This is a genomic window from Brevibacterium sanguinis (genome assembly GCF_003315415.1).
Classification (GTDB): domain Bacteria; phylum Actinomycetota; class Actinomycetes; order Actinomycetales; family Brevibacteriaceae; genus Brevibacterium; species Brevibacterium celere_A.
Map to the genome: position 1 here is coordinate 116,426 of NZ_QNSB01000010.1, position 16,094 is coordinate 132,519.

At 68.9% G+C, this 16,094-nt stretch carries 10 protein-coding genes; 1 reads left to right on the forward strand and 9 read right to left on the reverse strand.

Annotated features, from left to right (window positions below; genetic code table 11):
• Positions 1–61 precede the first annotated feature (61 nt).
• The 4 genes from allB to DFO65_RS13885 form a co-directional block, all read right to left on the reverse strand.
• The gene (gene allB, locus DFO65_RS13870; RefSeq protein WP_113905028.1) at positions 62–1,468 is read right to left on the reverse strand and encodes an allantoinase AllB; all 1,407 of its coding nucleotides are present in this window, start codon (positions 1,466–1,468) and stop codon (positions 62–64) included.
• A gap of 152 nt (positions 1,469–1,620) precedes the next feature.
• Positions 1,621–3,417, reverse strand: a complete 1,797-nt coding sequence (gene gcl / locus DFO65_RS13875) for a glyoxylate carboligase (RefSeq protein ID WP_113905029.1) — start codon at positions 3,415–3,417, stop codon at positions 1,621–1,623.
• Between the two features lie 214 nt (positions 3,418–3,631).
• Positions 3,632–4,537, reverse strand: coding sequence for a 2-hydroxy-3-oxopropionate reductase (locus tag DFO65_RS13880; protein ID WP_113905030.1), 906 nt, complete (start codon positions 4,535–4,537; stop codon positions 3,632–3,634).
• A gap of 88 nt (positions 4,538–4,625) precedes the next feature.
• On the reverse strand, positions 4,626–5,453 hold the full coding sequence (locus tag DFO65_RS13885; protein ID WP_113905031.1) for a hydroxypyruvate isomerase family protein: 828 nt from the start codon (positions 5,451–5,453) through the stop codon (positions 4,626–4,628).
• A 311-nt stretch (positions 5,454–5,764) separates the two neighbouring features.
• Here DFO65_RS13885 and DFO65_RS13890 point away from each other — a divergent pair, with 311 nt between their 5' ends.
• Positions 5,765–7,393: a nucleobase:cation symporter-2 family protein gene (locus tag DFO65_RS13890; RefSeq protein ID WP_113905050.1), complete on the forward strand. Its 1,629-nt coding sequence runs from the start codon at positions 5,765–5,767 to the stop codon at positions 7,391–7,393.
• Between the two features lie 283 nt (positions 7,394–7,676).
• Here DFO65_RS13890 and guaD read toward each other — a convergent pair whose 3' ends face one another.
• The 5 genes from guaD to DFO65_RS13915 all read right to left on the reverse strand — a co-directional run bounded on the left by guaD (position 7,677) and on the right by DFO65_RS13915 (position 15,667).
• A complete protein-coding gene (gene guaD, locus DFO65_RS13895; RefSeq protein ID WP_113905032.1) occupies positions 7,677–8,963 on the reverse strand; it encodes a guanine deaminase in 1,287 nt (428 codons plus the stop codon).
• 52 nt (positions 8,964–9,015) lie between these two features.
• Positions 9,016–9,927: an XdhC family protein gene (locus DFO65_RS13900; RefSeq protein WP_245940783.1), complete on the reverse strand. Its 912-nt coding sequence runs from the start codon at positions 9,925–9,927 to the stop codon at positions 9,016–9,018.
• Positions 9,924–12,428, reverse strand: a complete 2,505-nt coding sequence (gene xdhB, locus DFO65_RS13905; protein ID WP_113905034.1) for a xanthine dehydrogenase molybdopterin binding subunit — start codon at positions 12,426–12,428, stop codon at positions 9,924–9,926. Before xdhB ends, DFO65_RS13900 begins: the two co-directional genes overlap by 4 nt.
• Entirely contained in the window at positions 12,425–13,957 is a 1,533-nt protein-coding gene (locus DFO65_RS13910; protein ID WP_113905035.1) for a xanthine dehydrogenase small subunit, read from the reverse strand. The genes xdhB and DFO65_RS13910 overlap by 4 nt, the downstream gene beginning before the upstream one ends.
• A 237-nt stretch (positions 13,958–14,194) precedes the next feature.
• A complete protein-coding gene (locus DFO65_RS13915) occupies positions 14,195–15,667 on the reverse strand; it encodes an NCS2 family permease (RefSeq protein WP_113905036.1) in 1,473 nt (490 codons plus the stop codon).
• Positions 15,668–16,094: the final 427 nt, after the last annotated feature.

Below are 16,094 nucleotides of genomic sequence, written 5' to 3' on the forward strand. Positions count from 1 at the left end.
ATTCGACGTGGCGCCACGTCGAATCAGTCCCTTCGCATCACATGAGGGTGGGGAGGCCCGGTCAGCGGACGGTCAGCAGCCGGCCCTGGGGCTCGTCGAAGCTGACCGGAGCCCCGCGCAGGATCGTGCTCTTCACCGCTCCGCGCACCGTCCGGGTGTCGTAGGCGGTGATCTGGTTCCGGTGGTAGAGCTCCGTCGCGGAGACGGTCCACTTCTCGTCGGGGGCGAAGATCGCGAAGTCCGCGTCGTTGCCGACCACGATCGACCCCTTGTTCTCCACCCGGGCCACGGCGGCAGGCGCCGACGACATCCAGCGGACCACCTCGGCGAGGTCGATGCCGCGCTCGGCGGCCTCCGTCCAGACCAGCGACAGTCCGAGCTGCAGGGACGAGATGCCGCCCCAGGCGGAGCCGAAATCACCGGATTCGAGGAGCTTGAGCTCTGCGGTCGAGGGCGAGTGATCGGAGACGATGCAGTCGATCGTGCCGTCGATGAGCCCCTGCCACAGAGCCTCGCGGTTGGCCTCCTCGCGGATCGGCGGGCAGCACTTGTGGGTGGTGGCGCCGTCCGGGATCTCCTCCGCGCTGAAGACGAGGTAGTGAGGGCAGGTCTCGACGGTGAGCTTGACGCCCTCGGCCTTGGCCGCGGCGATCTGCGGCAGGGCATCGGCCGAGGACAGGTGGAGGATGTGCGCGCGGGCACCGGTCTCGCGGGCCGCCTCGATGACCCGGGCGATCGCGACGTTCTCGGCCTCCTTCGGCCTGGTGGCGAGGAAGTCGCTGAACTTGGGCCCGCCAGGCCCCTTCGGCACCGACGCCATCACCTCATGGTCCTCCGCGTGGACGATGAGCAGACCGTCGAAGCGGGCCAGCTCGGCCATGTCCGCACGCATCTCCTCTGGCTCGAGCGGCGGGAACTCCTCGACGCCGGAGTCCTCGAGGAAGCACTTGAAGCCGTAGACGCCCGCTTCGTGGAGAGGAGCGAGGTCGGCGGTGTTGCCTGGGATCGCCCCGCCCCAGAATCCGACGTCGACGAAGGCCTTGGGCCCGGCGACCTCGCGCTTGACGTCGAGGGCCTCGACGTTGACGGTCGGGGGCAGTGAGTTGAGCGGCATGTCGATGATCGTGGTCACGCCCCCGGCGGCGGCGGCACGGGTGGCGCTGTCGAAGCCCTCCCACTCGCTGCGGCCCGGATCGTTGACGTGGACATGGGTGTCGACGAGGCCGGGCAGCAGGATCTGCGTCTCGTCGACCTCGACGATGTCGGCGTCCGCGGCGACTGCGCCGGTGAGGCTCGAGCCGGCGGCGATCTCGGCGATCCTGCCGTCCTTCACGCCGATCTCGGCGCGACTCACGCCCTCGGGCAGAAGCGCCCGCTCGGCCCTGATGACCAGGTCGAATCCCTGGCCGGAGGTCTGGTCGATGACAGCAGCGCCTGCTGCAGTCGAACCGGCATCTTCGACGATCATTCGTCACTCCTTCGTCTGCCGGCCGGAATCCCGGCCGATGTCTGACAACCTGTACAAGTCTAGTCGCGCCCGGGCGCCCGCGACGGTCGTCTGGGACTGTCGCAGGCGCCCGGGCGCGCGGTGCGGCGGTGCTGCGGCCCGCCGCCGGCCGGTCACTTCGCGGCGACGAGCTCGCTCAGCGGGGTCAGCGCGGTCGGGGCGTCGGCAGGGGTCTGCGCGAGCACATCGAACTCGTTGATCTTGTCGAGCGAGGCGCCCATGGAGATGTTGGTGACGCGCTCGAGGATGACCTCGACGACGACCGGCACCTGGTGCTCGTCCATGAGGTCCTTGGCCACGCGCAGTCCTTCGCCGATGAGCTCGGGATCCTCGACGCGCAGCGCCTTGCAGCCCAGGCCCTGGGCGACGGCCACGTGGTCGACGCCGTAGCCGGCGGACTCACCGGTCGCGTTGATGTTGTCGAAGGCCAGCGACACCTCGTAGTCCATCTCGAACGGACGCTGCGACTGACGGATCAGACCCAGGTACGAGTTGTTGACGACGACGTGGACGTAGGGGATCTTGTGCTGGGCGCCGACGGCCAGTTCCTCGATCATGAACTGGAAGTCGTAGTCACCGGAGAGCGCGACGACGGTCTCGCCCGGCTTGCCCTTGGCCACACCGAGCGCTGCCGGACCGGTCCAGCCCAGCGGGCCGGCCTGTCCCGCGTTGATCCAGTGGCGCGGACGGTGGACGTGGAGCATCTGCGCACCGGCGATCTGGCTCAGACCGATCGTCGACACGTAGGTGACGTCCTCGCCGAAGGCGGAGTTCATCTCCTGGTAGACGCGCTGGGGCTTGATCGGCTTCTCGGTGTAGTTGGTCTTGCGGTGCTCGGTGCTCTTGCGCTTGGTGCACTCCTCGGCCCACTGCGTGAAGTCGGGCAGGGTCGCGGCGTTCTTGCGTCCGCGGGCGGCCTCGAGGAGGGCGTCGAGGGCGAATCCGGCGTCGGAGACGACGCTGTAGTCGGGTGAGAACACGCGACCGATCTGCGTCGGCTCGATGTCGATGTGGACGAACTTGCGACCCTTGCGGTAGGTCTCGAGGTCACCGGTGTGGCGGTTGGCCCAGCGGTTGCCGATGCCGATGACGAGGTCGGACTCGAGGAACGAGGCGTTGCCGTACCGGCGGTGGGTCTGGATGCCGATCATGCCCGACTGCAGCGGGTGGCTGTCGGGGATCGCGCCCCAGCCCATCAGGGTCGGTCCGACGGGGATCGAGGTGAGCTCGGCGAACTCGACGAGCTTGTCGGCGGCGTCGGCGTTGATGATTCCGCCGCCGGCGATGATGATCGGGTGCTTCGCCTCGGCGATGAGGTCGAGGACCTTCTCCGCCTGCGCCGAGGTGGCTGCCGGCTTCGACGGCTGCAGCGGCTCGTAGGTCTCGATGTCGAAGTCGATCTCGGTCTGCTGGACGTCGATCGGCAGGTCGATGAGCACGGGTCCGGGGCGGGCCGAGCGCATGAGCTGGAACGCCGTCTGGAAGACGCCGGGCACCTGACCGGCCTCGAGGACGGTCTTGGCCATCTTCGTCACGGGCTTCGCGATCGAGGCGATGTCGACGGCCTGGAAGTCCTCCTTGTCTAGGACGGCGACGGGTGCCTGTCCGGTGATGCACAGGATCGGCTGCGAATCAGCGGCCGCGGCGTAGAGGCCGGTGATCATGTCGGTGCCCGCGGGGCCCGAGGTGCCCAGGCACACGCCGATGTTGCCGGGGGCGGCACGGGTGTAGCCGTCGGCCATGTGCGAGGCACCCTCGACGTGGCGGGCCAGGGTGTGGCGGATGCCGCCGTGGGCCTTCATCGCCGAGTACAGGGGGTTGATGGCCGCTCCGGGCAGGCCGAAGGTCTCGGTGGCGCCTTCCTTCTCCAGGATGAGCACCACAGCGTCGACTGCGCGCATACGTGTCATTGTCTTGATCCTTTGTCTGGCGGAAGAGCGCCGACTTCCGTGTCGGTCGAGCTTCCTGCGGGGGCCAGCGGGTCGCCGGCGATGGTGTGGGTGGGGCGGGGCCGTCCCCGTCGGGACGGTCCCGCCTGCGGTTCTCACGGGCACCGCGGCACCGGTCGCGTGGTGACCGGCGGCAACGGCGCCGAGGCGCGGGCCTCAGACTGAAGCGCGGGCCTCAGGCCGAGGCGGTGTCGTTCTGGCCGTTCTTGCCCGAGAGCTGCTCGACGACGGTGAACAGACCCGAGTGGTCGAGTCCGCCGTTGCCCTGCTGCACGGTCGAGGCGACGAGCTGCGCGACGGTCGAGCCGAGCGGGATCGCGACACCGGCTTCGCGGGCGGCCGAGGTGACGATGCCCATGTCCTTGTGGTGCAGCGCGAGGCGGAAGCCGGGGCCGAATTCGCGGTCGAGCATCTTCTGGCCCTTCTGCTCGAGGACCTTGGATCCGGCGAGACCGCCGCCGAGGACCTGCAGGGCGGAGCTGGTCTCGACGCCGTAGGCCTCGAGGAAGACGACGGCCTCGGCGAGGAGGCCGATGTTGCCCGCGACGATGAGCTGGTTGGCGGCCTTGACCGTCTGACCGGAACCGGAGGGCCCGACGAGGACGATGGTCTTGCCGACCGCGTCGAAGACGTCGGAGACGGCGTCGAAGTCGGCCTGCTCGCCGCCGACCATGACCGAGAGCACGCCGTCGATCGCGCCGGGCTCGCCGCCGGAGACGGGAGCGTCGAGGGGCTTGAGGCCCTTCTCCTTGGCCTGCGCGGCGAGGCTCTGGGCGACGTCGGGACGGATGGTCGAGAAGTCGATCCAGTAGGCGCCGGACTTGGCGTTGGCCAGCACGCCGTCCTCACCGGTGAGCACTGCCTCGACGTCGGGCGAGTCGGGCACCATCGTGATGATGACGTCGGCGCCGTCGACCGCCTCGGCGACGGTGGAGGCGGCCTGGCCACCCGCGGCGGCGAGCTCCTGGGCCTTCTGCGGGGAGCGGTTGTAGCCGCGGACGGTGAAGCCGGCCTTGACGAGGTTCTTGGCCATCGGCAGGCCCATGATGCCGAGTCCGATGAAAGCGATTGTCTTGCTCATGTGCGTGTCCTTCTTCGTTGGAGGTTCGATTCCGAATGCGGGTCTCCCCGCCGAGGTGGTGGCGGGTTCCCCCGCCGAGGTGAGTCGATCAGGCAGGCTGCTCGACCGCGGCGGTCAGCCAGTCGAAGGCGGTTGCGCGGTCCTGCTTGTACTCGAGGGCGATCGAGCCGGTGTAGCCGAGCTCGTAGGAGCGGTTGATCCAGTCCTCGAGCGGGAGCTCACCCGTGCCGGGAGCCCCGCGACCGGGAGCGTCGGCGATCTGGATGTGGCCGAAGTTCGCGGCCTCGGACTCGATGACCGCGGCGACATCGTCGCCGTTGACCGACATGTGGAAGAAGTCGGCGAGGACGGCGATGTTGGCGACGTCGTGGGCACGGACCTTGGCGACCACCTCGGCGGCGTCGGTGTACTTCTTCAGCGGGTAGGCGTCGGCGCCGGAGACGGGTTCGACGAGCACGGTGCCGCCGATCTCGGCGACGGCGTCCGCGGCGAGCCTGAGGTTGGCGATCGCCACCTCGTCCTGCTCCTGCGGAGTCTTCCCCTCGGTGCGCAGACCGTAGAGGGCGTTGAAGGCCCGGCAGCCGGTGCGCTCGCCGATGTGCTTGACGATCTCGACGTTCGCGGCGAAGTTCTCTTCGGCGCCCTTGATCGAGACCATGCCGCGGTCGCCTCCGGCCATGTTGCCGGCCCAGAAGTTGAGGCCCTTGAGCTGGACCCCGGCGGCCTCGAGGGAGGCGATGAACTCGTCGACGTCGTCGCGCGACGGGGTGGGCTCACCGTCGAAGGGCCACCAGAACTCGACCTGGCTGAAGCCGGCGTCCTTGGCGGCCTGAGCGCGCTCGAGGACCGGCAGTTCGGTGAGCAGGGTCGAGCAGTTGAGGATGTAGCTGTCTGCGTGGGTGAAGTCGAAAGTCATGGGGACCCTCCTCCATAGAACGTGAGCGTCGGTTACTTTTCCGAATCGCGGAAATGTGTTTCCGTTGGATGAAATCGAGCATAGGCCCGTTCGTCACCCCGAGTCAACCTGCCCGGCTGGGAATCTCCCGACCGCCCCGAGGCGTCTCGATTTGACTTGCCACCGAAATAGGCGGATTGTGGTCGGGATCATAATTTTTCGGAAACTGTGATCCACGATACGAAAAAGTAATGTGGCTCAGCCTGCCGCCCCGACGCTGGTGCGGACGAGCCCACGACCAGAGAACACTCATCTGGAAGGTTCTGTCGACGATGAAGAACACGAAACGAGGCGGCGCCGAGGCGTCCGCAGCATCCCCCACCCGCATCTCCTCCCTCCCGCCCGGATCCACCCGCCCCGAGGACGCGTGGCTCCCAGTCCCCCAGCTCTTCGCCTACGGGCTCCAGCACGTGCTCACGATGTACGGCGGGATCATCGCCGTCCCGATGATCATCGGCACCGCCGCCGGCGTCGACAGCGCTCAGCTCGTCGCCCTCGTCACCGCGAGCCTCTTCGTCGGCGGCATCGCCACCCTGGTCCAGAGCATCGGGATCGGCTTCATCGGCTCGAAGCTCCCCCTCATCCAGGGCGTGTCGTTCGCCGGGGTCGCGACGATGCTCTCGATCCTCACCGGCGGCGGGGACCTGAGCAGCATCTTCGGCGCCGTCATCGTCGCGAGCGTCATCGGCTTCGTCATCGCCCCGTTCTTCGCTCGGATCATCCGCTTCTTCCCACCCGTCGTCACCGGCGTGGTCATCACCTCGATCGGGCTCACCCTGATCCCGACGGCGGGCAACTGGGCGATGGGCGGCGACGAGACGGCCGCCGACTACGGCTCGGTCCAGAACATCGCGCTGGCGTTCATCACGTTCGCCTCCATCCTGCTGCTGAGCAAGGTCGGGTCCGCGACGATCTCACGCCTGTCGATCCTGCTCGGCCTCGTCATCGGCACAGGCGTGGGTGCGGCGATGGGCATGGCCGACTTCTCCGAGGTGGGCACCGGTGCCCCCATCGCGATCCCGGCCCTGCTGCCCTTCGGCGCACCGACGTTCGACGTCGCCGCGATCATCTCGATGCTCATCGTCATCCTCGTCATCAAGACCGAGACCGCCGCCGACGTCATCGCCGTCGGGGAGATCATCAACACCCCCGTCGATTCGAAGCGGGTGGCCGCGGGCCTGCGCGCGGACATGGCCTCCTCGGCGCTCGCGCCCCTCTTCGGCTCGTTCACGCAGTCGGCGTTCGCGCAGAACGTCGGGCTCGTCGCCCTGACCGGGGTCCGCTCGCGGTTCGTCGTCTCCGCCGGCGGCGTCATCCTCATCCTCCTCGGCCTCACCCCGGTGCTCGGGCAGGTCATCGCCGCCGTCCCGATGCCCGTCCTCGGCGGCGCCGGCTTCATCCTCTTCGGCACCGTCACCGGTTCGGGCATCCGCAACCTCAAGGCCGTCGACTATGAGGGCAACATGAACCTCATCATCGTCTCGGCCTCTCTGGCCTTCGCGATGATCCCCGTCGTCAAGGGCGACTTCTACGATCAGTTCCCGTCCTGGGTGCAGACGATCTTCCACTCCGGGATCTCGTCGGCGGCGATCATGGCCGTCATCCTCAACCTCCTCTTCAATGAGCTCAAGGCGGGCAACTCGACAAACCCCTCCGTCTTCGCCGCCAACCCCGTCCGCTACCTCACCCCGTCCAATCTCAAGGACCTGCGCGAGGGCGACATGTTCATCGACGGCCGGTTCGTCGACTGCGACGGCGAGGAGATCCCGGTGGTTCCCGACGAGAAGGCCGAGGAGATCCGGAAGAAGATCGACTGCGGAGACATCGTCGACACCGCCCAGCTCAAGCAGGTCATCGCGGATGAGTCGAAGAGCTCCTCGGGAGGCGGACACTCCGACTGACCGTCGCCCGGCTGGGCCCCTCAGCTCGGGCGGTCCCCCAGCCGGGTCGGGACCCCTCAGCCGGGTTGGTCCCCCAGCCGGGTTGGTCCCCCAGCCGGGTTGGTCCCCCAGCCGGGTTGGTCCCCCAGCCGGGTTGGTCCCCCAGCCGGGTTGGGACCCGCTCAGCAGTCCGATTTCCCGGTAGGTGAAGGGCGAAATCCCCCGCGGATTTCGCCCTTCACCTACCTGAATTTCATCGTCCCCCGGCCTTTGACGACCTCCCTGACGTCCGTCGGCCGCGGCCTCAGCCCTTGACGGTCTCCCCGTCGACCCACACCCGGGCGATGTCGCCGGGAGTCCCCATCGCGAAGATCTTCGCGAGCGCGTCCTCGTCGCTGTGCGCATGCCGGATCCCTACCGCCAGCGGCTCCCCCGGCGTCGGCTCGACGAGCACGGCGTCGAAGCGCTTGCCCACGGACAGGTCGCCCACCTCGGCGTCGAGCTCGAGCGCCTCCGCTCCGGCGGCGGTGGCGAGGTACAGGAGGTGGGCCGAGGTCAGGGGCACTCCCCCGGCGGGGTCGAGCTGCTGCATGAAGTAGGCCTGCACCCCTTCCTTGAGCAGCGAGAATCCGGTGCCCGCGCCGACGTCGGAGCCCAGGGCCACGCGCACCCCGCGCTCGAGGTGGCGGCGCAGGGGGAAGAACCCGCTCGCCAGGGCCGAGTTCGAGGTCGGGCAGTGCGCCGCGGACGCCCCGACCTCGGCCATCCGGCCCAGTTCCCGATCGCTCGGGTGGACGTTGTGGGCGAGGATCGTGCGCCGTCCGAGCAGCCCCGCGCGGTCATAGGTGTCGAGGTAGTCGAGCGCCTCGGGGAAGATCGCGGCGACGCCGGCGATCTCGTCGCGGTTCTCGTTGAGGTGGGACGTCACCCAGATCCCGGGGTTGGCCGCGAGCAGCTCTCCGCCCGCGGCGAGCAGCTCGGGCCCGGCGGAGTAGGAGAATCGCGGGGTCACGGCGAACCGCAGCCGCCCCGAGCCATGCCAGCGGTCGATGAGGTCCTGACTCTCGCTCACCGAGCGCTCAACGCTCGTCAGCAGCGCCTCCGGGAGGTTCCGGTCGCTCGTGACCAGGCCGGAGGTGATCCGCAGACCCACCTCGGCGGCCGCGGCGAACAGGGCGTCGACCGCGGTCGCGAAGTGCGATCCGAAGACCATCGCCGAGGTGGTCCCCGCCGAGGTCAGTCCGCGGAGGAACTCGGACGCCAGGGCCCGGGCGTAGGTCTCGTCGCCGAGCCTCGCCTCCTCCGGCAGGGCGCAGCTGTCGAGCCACTCGAGCAGCGGCATGCCGAGGTGGCCGATGGCGCGCACCTGCGGGTAGTGGACGTGCGTGTCGACGAACCCGGGCAGGAGCACTCCCTCGCGCAGGTCGACCACCTCGGCGTCGGGATGGGCAGAACGGGCTACGGAGAAGTCGGTGCGGGCGACGATGAGTCCGCCGTCGACGACGAGGGAGGCGTCCGCCTCGGCGCGCAGGCTCCCACCGGCGAACGGGCTGGTGGGGGTGTCGAAGATCCGGGCACGGTAGATGATCATGGGTGCTTCCTCAGGGTCGTGATCCGACGCGCGGGCGTCAGGGGATGGCAGCTCAGCCGATGCGGGACACGAGGTCGGCGGCGACGCTGAGCGCGATCGTCGCCGGCTGCTTCCCGGGCAGGTCGGGCAGTCCGATGGGGCATTGGATGGTGTCGACGATCTCGGGCGCGTGGCCCTCGGCGACGAGGGTCTTGCGGAAGCGCTGCCACTTCGCGCTCGACCCGATGAGGCCGATGGAGCCGAGCCCTCCGTGACGCAGCGCGGCATCGCAGAGGTGGAGGTCCTCGGCGTGGTCGTGGGTCATGATGAGCACGTGCGTGCCCGCGGGCAGGGAGGACACGACCTCCTCGCCGACGACGGCGAACTCGCGGTGGACCGCGGCGATCGGCGCCTCGAGGTGATCGAGCTCGGCGAGGTGCTCGGGCCGGGAGTCGCTGAGGAACAGGTCGATGTCGTGGCGGGAGAGGATGCGGGCGAGTTCCAGTCCGATGTTGCCGATCCCGAAGATCGCGATCGCCGGTGGAACGGGCAGCGGTTCGAGCATGACCGTCACTTCCCCTCCGCAGCACTGTCGGCCGTACTTGGCGGGTGCCTTGTCGTTGAGTCTCAGGGTGAGCATCTCGGGTCCCCTCGCCGAGGCGGTCTCCGGAGCAGGAGCTCCAGGCCCGTCCGCCGCGGTGCCCTCAATCGCGTCCGCCGAGGCGGTCGCTCCCTCCGGAGCATCCGCCGCGGCGTCCGCTCCCGCCGGGGCGTCCGCCGGGGTTCCGGCGAGGATCTCCCGGGCGCGGGTGACGACGGTCATCTCGAGATTGCCCCCGCCGATGGTCCCGTAGAGGTCAGCGGCGGAGACGATCATCTTCGCCCCGGCCTCGCGCGGGGCGTGCCCGCGCACGGAGGCGACAGTGACGAGGACTGCCGGCACCCGAGCCGCGCGGAGCTCGACTGCTGTGTCCATCCAGGTCATGACGGAACAGTGACGCCCTTCTGGGCTCCCGAATCCGGATCGGCGGACTCGGCGGCGCCGACGGTCTCGCCCTCGGTGGCACTCGACCCGGACACGCCGGGGGTCTCACCGCGCCCGCCGGCCTCCTCGGCGTCGGCGGCGCGATCCATCGGGTCGATCCGCTCGCCGCCGGCGGGGCTGCGCACCGACTCCACGGCCCAGTACACCGCCTCAGGGGTCGAGGGTGCTGCGAGCTCCACCGGGGTTCCCGGCTCACCGAATGCCGCCACGGCCTCGCGCAGGGCCTCGCGCACGGAGAACGCGAGCATGAGCGGGGGCTCGCCGACGGCCTTCGAGCCGTACACCGCGCCCTCTTCGTGGGCCATGTCGAGCAGCGAGACGTTGAAGACGTCGGGGACCTCGGAGAAGCTCGGGATCTTGTACGTGCTCGCCGCCTGGGTCGCCAGGCGGCCGCGGGTGGGCCGGTCGCTGTCGTCCCAGCGCAGGTCCTCGAGCGTCATCCACCCGGCACCCTGGACGAATCCGCCCTCGATCTGGCCGATGTCGATGAGCGGGGACAGGGAGTCGCCGACGTCGTGGACGATGTCGACCCGGCGCAGCGTGTAGGAGCCGTCGAAGCGGTTGACCTCGACCTCGCTGGCGGCGGCGCCGTAGGCGAAGTACTTGAAGGGCTCGCCGCGCATCGTCGAGAGGTCCCAGTGCAGCCCCTCGGTCCGGTAGAAGCCGGAGGCCGAGAGCTGGATCCGCTGGAAGTACGCGGCATTGACGAGCTCCTCCCAGGTCACCGTCTTCTTCGAGCTCAGAGCGCTGACGACTCCGCGCTTGATCCGGACCTCGTGAGCCGGAGCCCCCAGCAGTCCGGCGGCGACGTGGACGAGTCGGCCGATGATCTGCTCGCAGGCGTCCTTGACGGCCCCTCCGTTGAGGTCGGATCCGGAGCTCGCCGCCGTCGCAGAGGTGTTGGGCACCTTGTCCGTGCGTGTGGGCGCCAGTCGCACCGTCGACAGCGGAACGCCGAGGGTCGTCGCGGCGACCTGCATCATCTTCATGTGCAGGCCCTGACCCATCTCGGTGCCGCCGTGGGTGATGAGGACGGACCCGTCCTTGTAGACGAGGACGAGCGCCCCACCCTGGTTGAAGGCGGTGAGGTTGAAGGAGATGCCGAACTTCACCGGGGTGATCGCGATCCCCCGTTTGACGTGGTCGTGGCGGGAGTTGAAATCGGCGATCTCGGCCTCCCGGCGCTCGAGCTCGGCGGAGTCGATGACCTGCTGCCAGGTCGCGCCCATCCGCTCGGGGTGGCGGACGGGCTGGTAGTAGGGGGTGTCCTGACCCGCCTCGTAGAAGTTCCGGCGGCGCAGCTCACGTGCGCTCAGCCCGAGCTGGGGGGCGACGCGACCGAGGATGTCCTCCATGACGAGCATCCCCTGTGGACCGCCGAAGCCGCGGAACGCCGTCTGCGAGGTCTTGTTGCACTTCGCGATGCGGCCGTGGACGCGGATGTTGGGCACCCAGTAGGCGTTGTCGATGTGGCACATCGCGCGGGTGAGCACCGGCTCGGACAGGTCGAGGCTCCACCCGCCGTCGGCGGTCAGGGTCGCGTCGAGAGCGAGGATCTTCCCGTCCTCTGTGAACCCGATCCGCCATGAGGAGTGGAAGCCGTGGCGTTTGCCGGTCATCGTGATGTCGAGCGTGCGGTCGAGGCGCACCCGCACGGGCCGGTTCGTCAGCTTCGCGCCGAGGGCGGCGAGCGCCGCGTAGCCGTGGGGCTGCATCTCCTTGCCGCCGAAGCCGCCGCCCATGCGCAGGCACTGGACGGTCACCTCGTGGGCGGGCACGCCGAGCACGTGGGAGACGATGTCCTGGGTCTCGGTGGGATGCTGGGTCGAGCACTGGATGAAGATCTGCCCGTTCTCGTCGATCTGCGCCAGCGACACCTGGGTCTCGAGGTAGAAGTGCTCCTGGCCGGAGAACTCGAACTCTCCCTCGAACACGTGGGCGGCGTCGGAGAAGGCGCCGTCGACGTCGCCCTTGTCGATGACGGGCTGGATGCCGTGGAAGCTCTCCGCCTCGATCGCATCGGCGATCGTCACGAGTGAGGGCAGGGGTTCGGCGTCGACGACGACCGCTGCGGCTCCGGCCTTCGCCGCCTCCAGGTCCTCGCCGAGCACCCATGCGATCGGCTGGCCGTAGAACATGATCTCGTCGGTGGGCAGCATCGGCTCGTCGTGCTTGACGCCCTGATCATTGACCCCGGGGATGTCGGCGGCGGTGACGACCCGCACGACTCCCGGCACCTCGTAGGCCGGCGCGGTGTCGACGGCGCCCAGCCTCGCATGCGCATGGGTGGACTGGACGGGGTAGGCGTGGAGGACACCGGTCAGCCGGCCGACGAGGTCGTCGGTGTACAGGGCCGTGCCGGTGACGTGGCCGAAGGCGCTCTCGTGATGGTGGCTCTCGCCGACGATCGCATCGGCGGGGCGCTGGGACAAGTGGCTCATCGTGCCACCTCCTCCTTGTCGTTGCGGCCCCCGGTTGCGCCCACCTGCTCGGCGTAGAAGCGCTCCAGGGAGGACCGCAGCATCGCGGTCCGGTACTTCGCACTGGCTCTGTGGTCGTCCATGGGCGTGCCCTCGCCGGCGAGGGTCTCGGCGGCGGCGTGGACGGTCTCGAGCGACCAGGGCCGGCCCTCGAGTTCGGCCTCGGTGGCCTTCGCCCGCAACGGTGTCGCCGCGACGCCGCCCAGGCCCAGTCGCGCCTTGGCGATGATCCCGTCCTCGACGGAGACCGCGTAGCCGATCGCGACCGAGGAGATGTCGTCGAAGCGGCGCTTCGCGATCTTCTGGAACGAGGTCAGGGGCGCCAGCGGCAGCGGGATGCGGATGGCGGTGATGAGCTCGTCGGCGGCCCTGACGGTCTGCCGGTAGCCGGTGAAGTAGTCGGCCAGAGGCACGATGCGAGATCCCCCGGCCGAGGTGAGCACGAGTGCGGCCTCGAGCGCCAGGAGCGCGGGCGGGGTGTCGCCGATCGGTGAGCCGGTGCCGAGGTTGCCCCCGATCGTCGCGCCGTTGCGGATGAGACGGGACGCGAACTGCGGGAACAGCTTGCCCAGCAGCGGAATCCTTCCGCCGAGTTCGCGATCGAGTTCGCTCAGGGTGTGCGCGGCGCCGAGCTCGACGTGGTCGTCGGCCCAGCGGATGCCGCGCAGCTCGTGCAGGCGGTCGATCGCGATGATCGACTTCGCGCGAGCGCCCTTGATGTTGACCTCGACGCCCCAGTCGGTGGCGCCGGCGACGACGAGTGATTCGGGTTCGTCGCGGAGGATCTCCAGCGCCTCGGCGAGGGTGGCGGGCCTGCGGTAGCGGCCGACGTCTCCGGTCGGGGTGTCGATCGTCCTCAGGTCGGTGGTGCGCGGAGCCGGGGCCGGACGCTGACGACGTGCGGCGAGCGCGTCCTCGGAGTCGGGCCGGCCGAGGGCGTACGCGGCGTCGCGGATCGGCCGGTAGCCGGTGCAGCGGCAGAGGTTGCCCGAGAGGGAGTGGAGGTCGAAGCCGTTGGGTCCGCAGTGGTGGTCGCCCTCGCTCGCCGAGCCGGTGGCGGGTGCGTTGGACGCGGCCGCATCCGCGGCGCGTTCGGGGCGGTAGTACTCGGCGGTCATCGAGCAGATGAATCCGGGGGTGCAGAATCCGCACTGGGATCCCCCGCGCACGGCCATCTCCTCCTGGACGGGGTGGAGGCGGTCGCCGTCGGCGAGGCCCTCGGCGGTGACGACCTCCTGGCCGTCGAGTGCGGCGGCCGGCAGCAGGCATGAGTTCACCGAGGTCCAGCGGGTGCCGTCGTCGCCGTCGGGGCGGGCGACGAGTATCGCGCAGGCCCCGCATTCGCCTTCCGCGCAGCCTTCCTTGGCCGCGATGAGCCCCTGGCCGCGGAGGAAGTCCAGGGCATTGGTGTGAGTCGGTCCGTCGAACTCGTGGTCATCGCCATTGACCGAGATCCGACAGCTGGAGCGTTGCGTCGTGGGCGCAGACATCTCTGTTACCTCCTGCGCCTCGTCACTGAGGCGCGCAGTGCATGGTTGGAACAATTGCTTCGCATCCCGGGACCTCTGGTTATCCATGCGAACAGAGGCGAGACGCGCAGATCGGGCGTCGGCGTCGGCCGACGGACGGCCGCGGCTTCAGCCGGCCTCGACCGACGGGCGTCGGCCGGTGTCAGCAGCCGTGGGCGATCTGTCCCTTCGGCCAGGCAATTGATCCGGTCATGGAGATCATGCTCCCAAGATAGCCGATATCGGTCCGCGAACGAAGTAGAGGACGAATCCCGCCGAGACGACCCACAGCAGCCAGTGGACGTCGCGCCCGCGCTTGCTCATCACATGGATGAGCGACCAGGAGATGAATCCGACGCCGATGCCGTTGGCGATCGAGTAGGTCAGGGGCATCGTGACCATCGTGAGGAACACCGGCAGCGAGGTGCGGAAGTCGCTCATGTCGATCTCCCGGATCTGGGTGACCATCATGGCGCCGACGACGACGAGCGCCGCGGCTCCGGCCTCCATCGGGATGACGCCGATGAGCGGGGCGAAGAACATGGAGACGAGGAACAGCGCGCCGGTGACGCAGGCGGCCAGCCCGGTGCGTGCCCCTTCCGCGATGCCCGCGGCCGCGTCGACGAAGACGGTGTTCGACGAGGCGGAGGCCCCGCCGCCGGCGACCGCTCCGAGTCCCTCGACGATGAATGCGCCGCGGATGCGGGGGAACATGCCGTCGGGGGTCTGCAGTCCCGCGCTGCGGGCCAGTCCGGTCATCGTGCCCATGGCGTCGAAGAAGTTCGTGAACACCAGCGTGAAGACGAGCATCGTCGCGGCCAGCACGCCGATGCGCTCGAAGGCGCCGAAGAGATCGAAGGCGCCGATGAGCGAGAAGTCGGGCAGCGCGACGATCCGGTCCGGGATCTCGGGGGCGCTGAGGTTCCAGCCCAGGGGGTCCGGGTTGACGGGATCTCCGACTGTCCCGAGCTTCGCGAACGCCTGGATGATGATCGCGCCGATCGTCGCGACGACCATGCCGATGAGGATCCCGCCGGGGATCTTCCGGGCCACGAGGATCCCGATGAGGATGAGCGCCAGCACGAACACGAGCGTCGGCAGCGAGGCGATCGATCCGTTCTGTCCCAGCTGGACGGGAGGCCCGGCCGGGGTGCGGGTGACGAACCCGGAGTTGACAAAGCCGATGAACGCGATGAACAGGCCGATGCCGACCGTGATCGCGATCTTCAGCGCGTGGGGCACGGCGTTGAAGATCGCGGTCCGGATGCCGGTGGCTCCGAGGACGACGATGATGACGCCGTTGATGATGACCAGTCCCATGGCTTCGGCCCACGTGACCTCCTGGACGACGGAGACGGCGAGGAAGCTGTTCATTCCGAGGCCCGCTGCCAGGGCGAAGGGCAGCTTCGCCACGACTCCGAAGAGGATCGTGATGAGGCCGGCGACGAGTCCGGTGACCGCGGTGAGCTGGGCGAAGTCGAGGGTTCCGTCGGTGACGTCGGCGGACCCGCCGAGGATGAGCGGGTTGAGGACCACGATGTAGGCCATCGCGACGAAGGCGACGATGCCTCCGCGGATCTCCTGCTTGACGCTCGATCCTCGGGAGGTGATCTCGAAGAACCTGTCCAGTGGTCCGGGTCTGTCGCCGGCGGTCTGCTCCGCCGTTCGCTGGTCGTTGTCTGCGTTGCTCATCGGGCACCTCTGTCTCTGGGTAGTTCGAATGGGTTCGTCGTCGAACAGCGGCCCTGACCTGCGCCTGCGCCGGCCACCGAAGGCTGCGTGAGTTCATGTGCGGCGCAGCGGATCTGCGCCTTCGAGTATCGCGCGAGAACCGTGCGCGACGAAATTTCGCATCGTGGAAACTTATTTCTGTTTCACCAGGACAGTGTCGTCCGTTCCGGACGATGTGTCAATCGTCACACCACTCGTGCCGTGGGCCCGCGCCCCATCCGCGGGCGCCATCCGGTCGCGGGCACGACGAAGCCCCTGTCGAATCGACAGGGGCTTCATGTGGCGGTGGCGGTGGTGTCCAGAGTCAGTACATCGTTGACAGCCCCGACAAGGACTTTTCTCCGTGATCATTGACCGATGAGTCGCGACATCATTGACAGACCCGGCA

Coding starts and splice junctions, on each gene's coding strand:
- allB (WP_113905028.1), bottom strand. CDS start 1,468: ATGATCGTCGAAGATGCCGGTTCGACTGCAGCAGGCGCTGCTGTCATC.
- gcl (WP_113905029.1), bottom strand. CDS start 3,417: ATGACACGTATGCGCGCAGTCGACGCTGTGGTGCTCATCCTGGAGAAG.
- DFO65_RS13880 (WP_113905030.1), bottom strand. CDS start 4,537: ATGAGCAAGACAATCGCTTTCATCGGACTCGGCATCATGGGCCTGCCG.
- DFO65_RS13885 (WP_113905031.1), bottom strand. CDS start 5,453: ATGACTTTCGACTTCACCCACGCAGACAGCTACATCCTCAACTGCTCG.
- DFO65_RS13890 (WP_113905050.1), top strand. CDS start 5,765: ATGAAGAACACGAAACGAGGCGGCGCCGAGGCGTCCGCAGCATCCCCC.
- guaD (WP_113905032.1), bottom strand. CDS start 8,963: ATGATCATCTACCGTGCCCGGATCTTCGACACCCCCACCAGCCCGTTC.
- DFO65_RS13900 (WP_245940783.1), bottom strand. CDS start 9,927: ATGACCTGGATGGACACAGCAGTCGAGCTCCGCGCGGCTCGGGTGCCG.
- xdhB (WP_113905034.1), bottom strand. CDS start 12,428: ATGAGCCACTTGTCCCAGCGCCCCGCCGATGCGATCGTCGGCGAGAGC.
- DFO65_RS13910 (WP_113905035.1), bottom strand. CDS start 13,957: ATGTCTGCGCCCACGACGCAACGCTCCAGCTGTCGGATCTCGGTCAAT.
- DFO65_RS13915 (WP_113905036.1), bottom strand. CDS start 15,667: ATGAGCAACGCAGACAACGACCAGCGAACGGCGGAGCAGACCGCCGGC.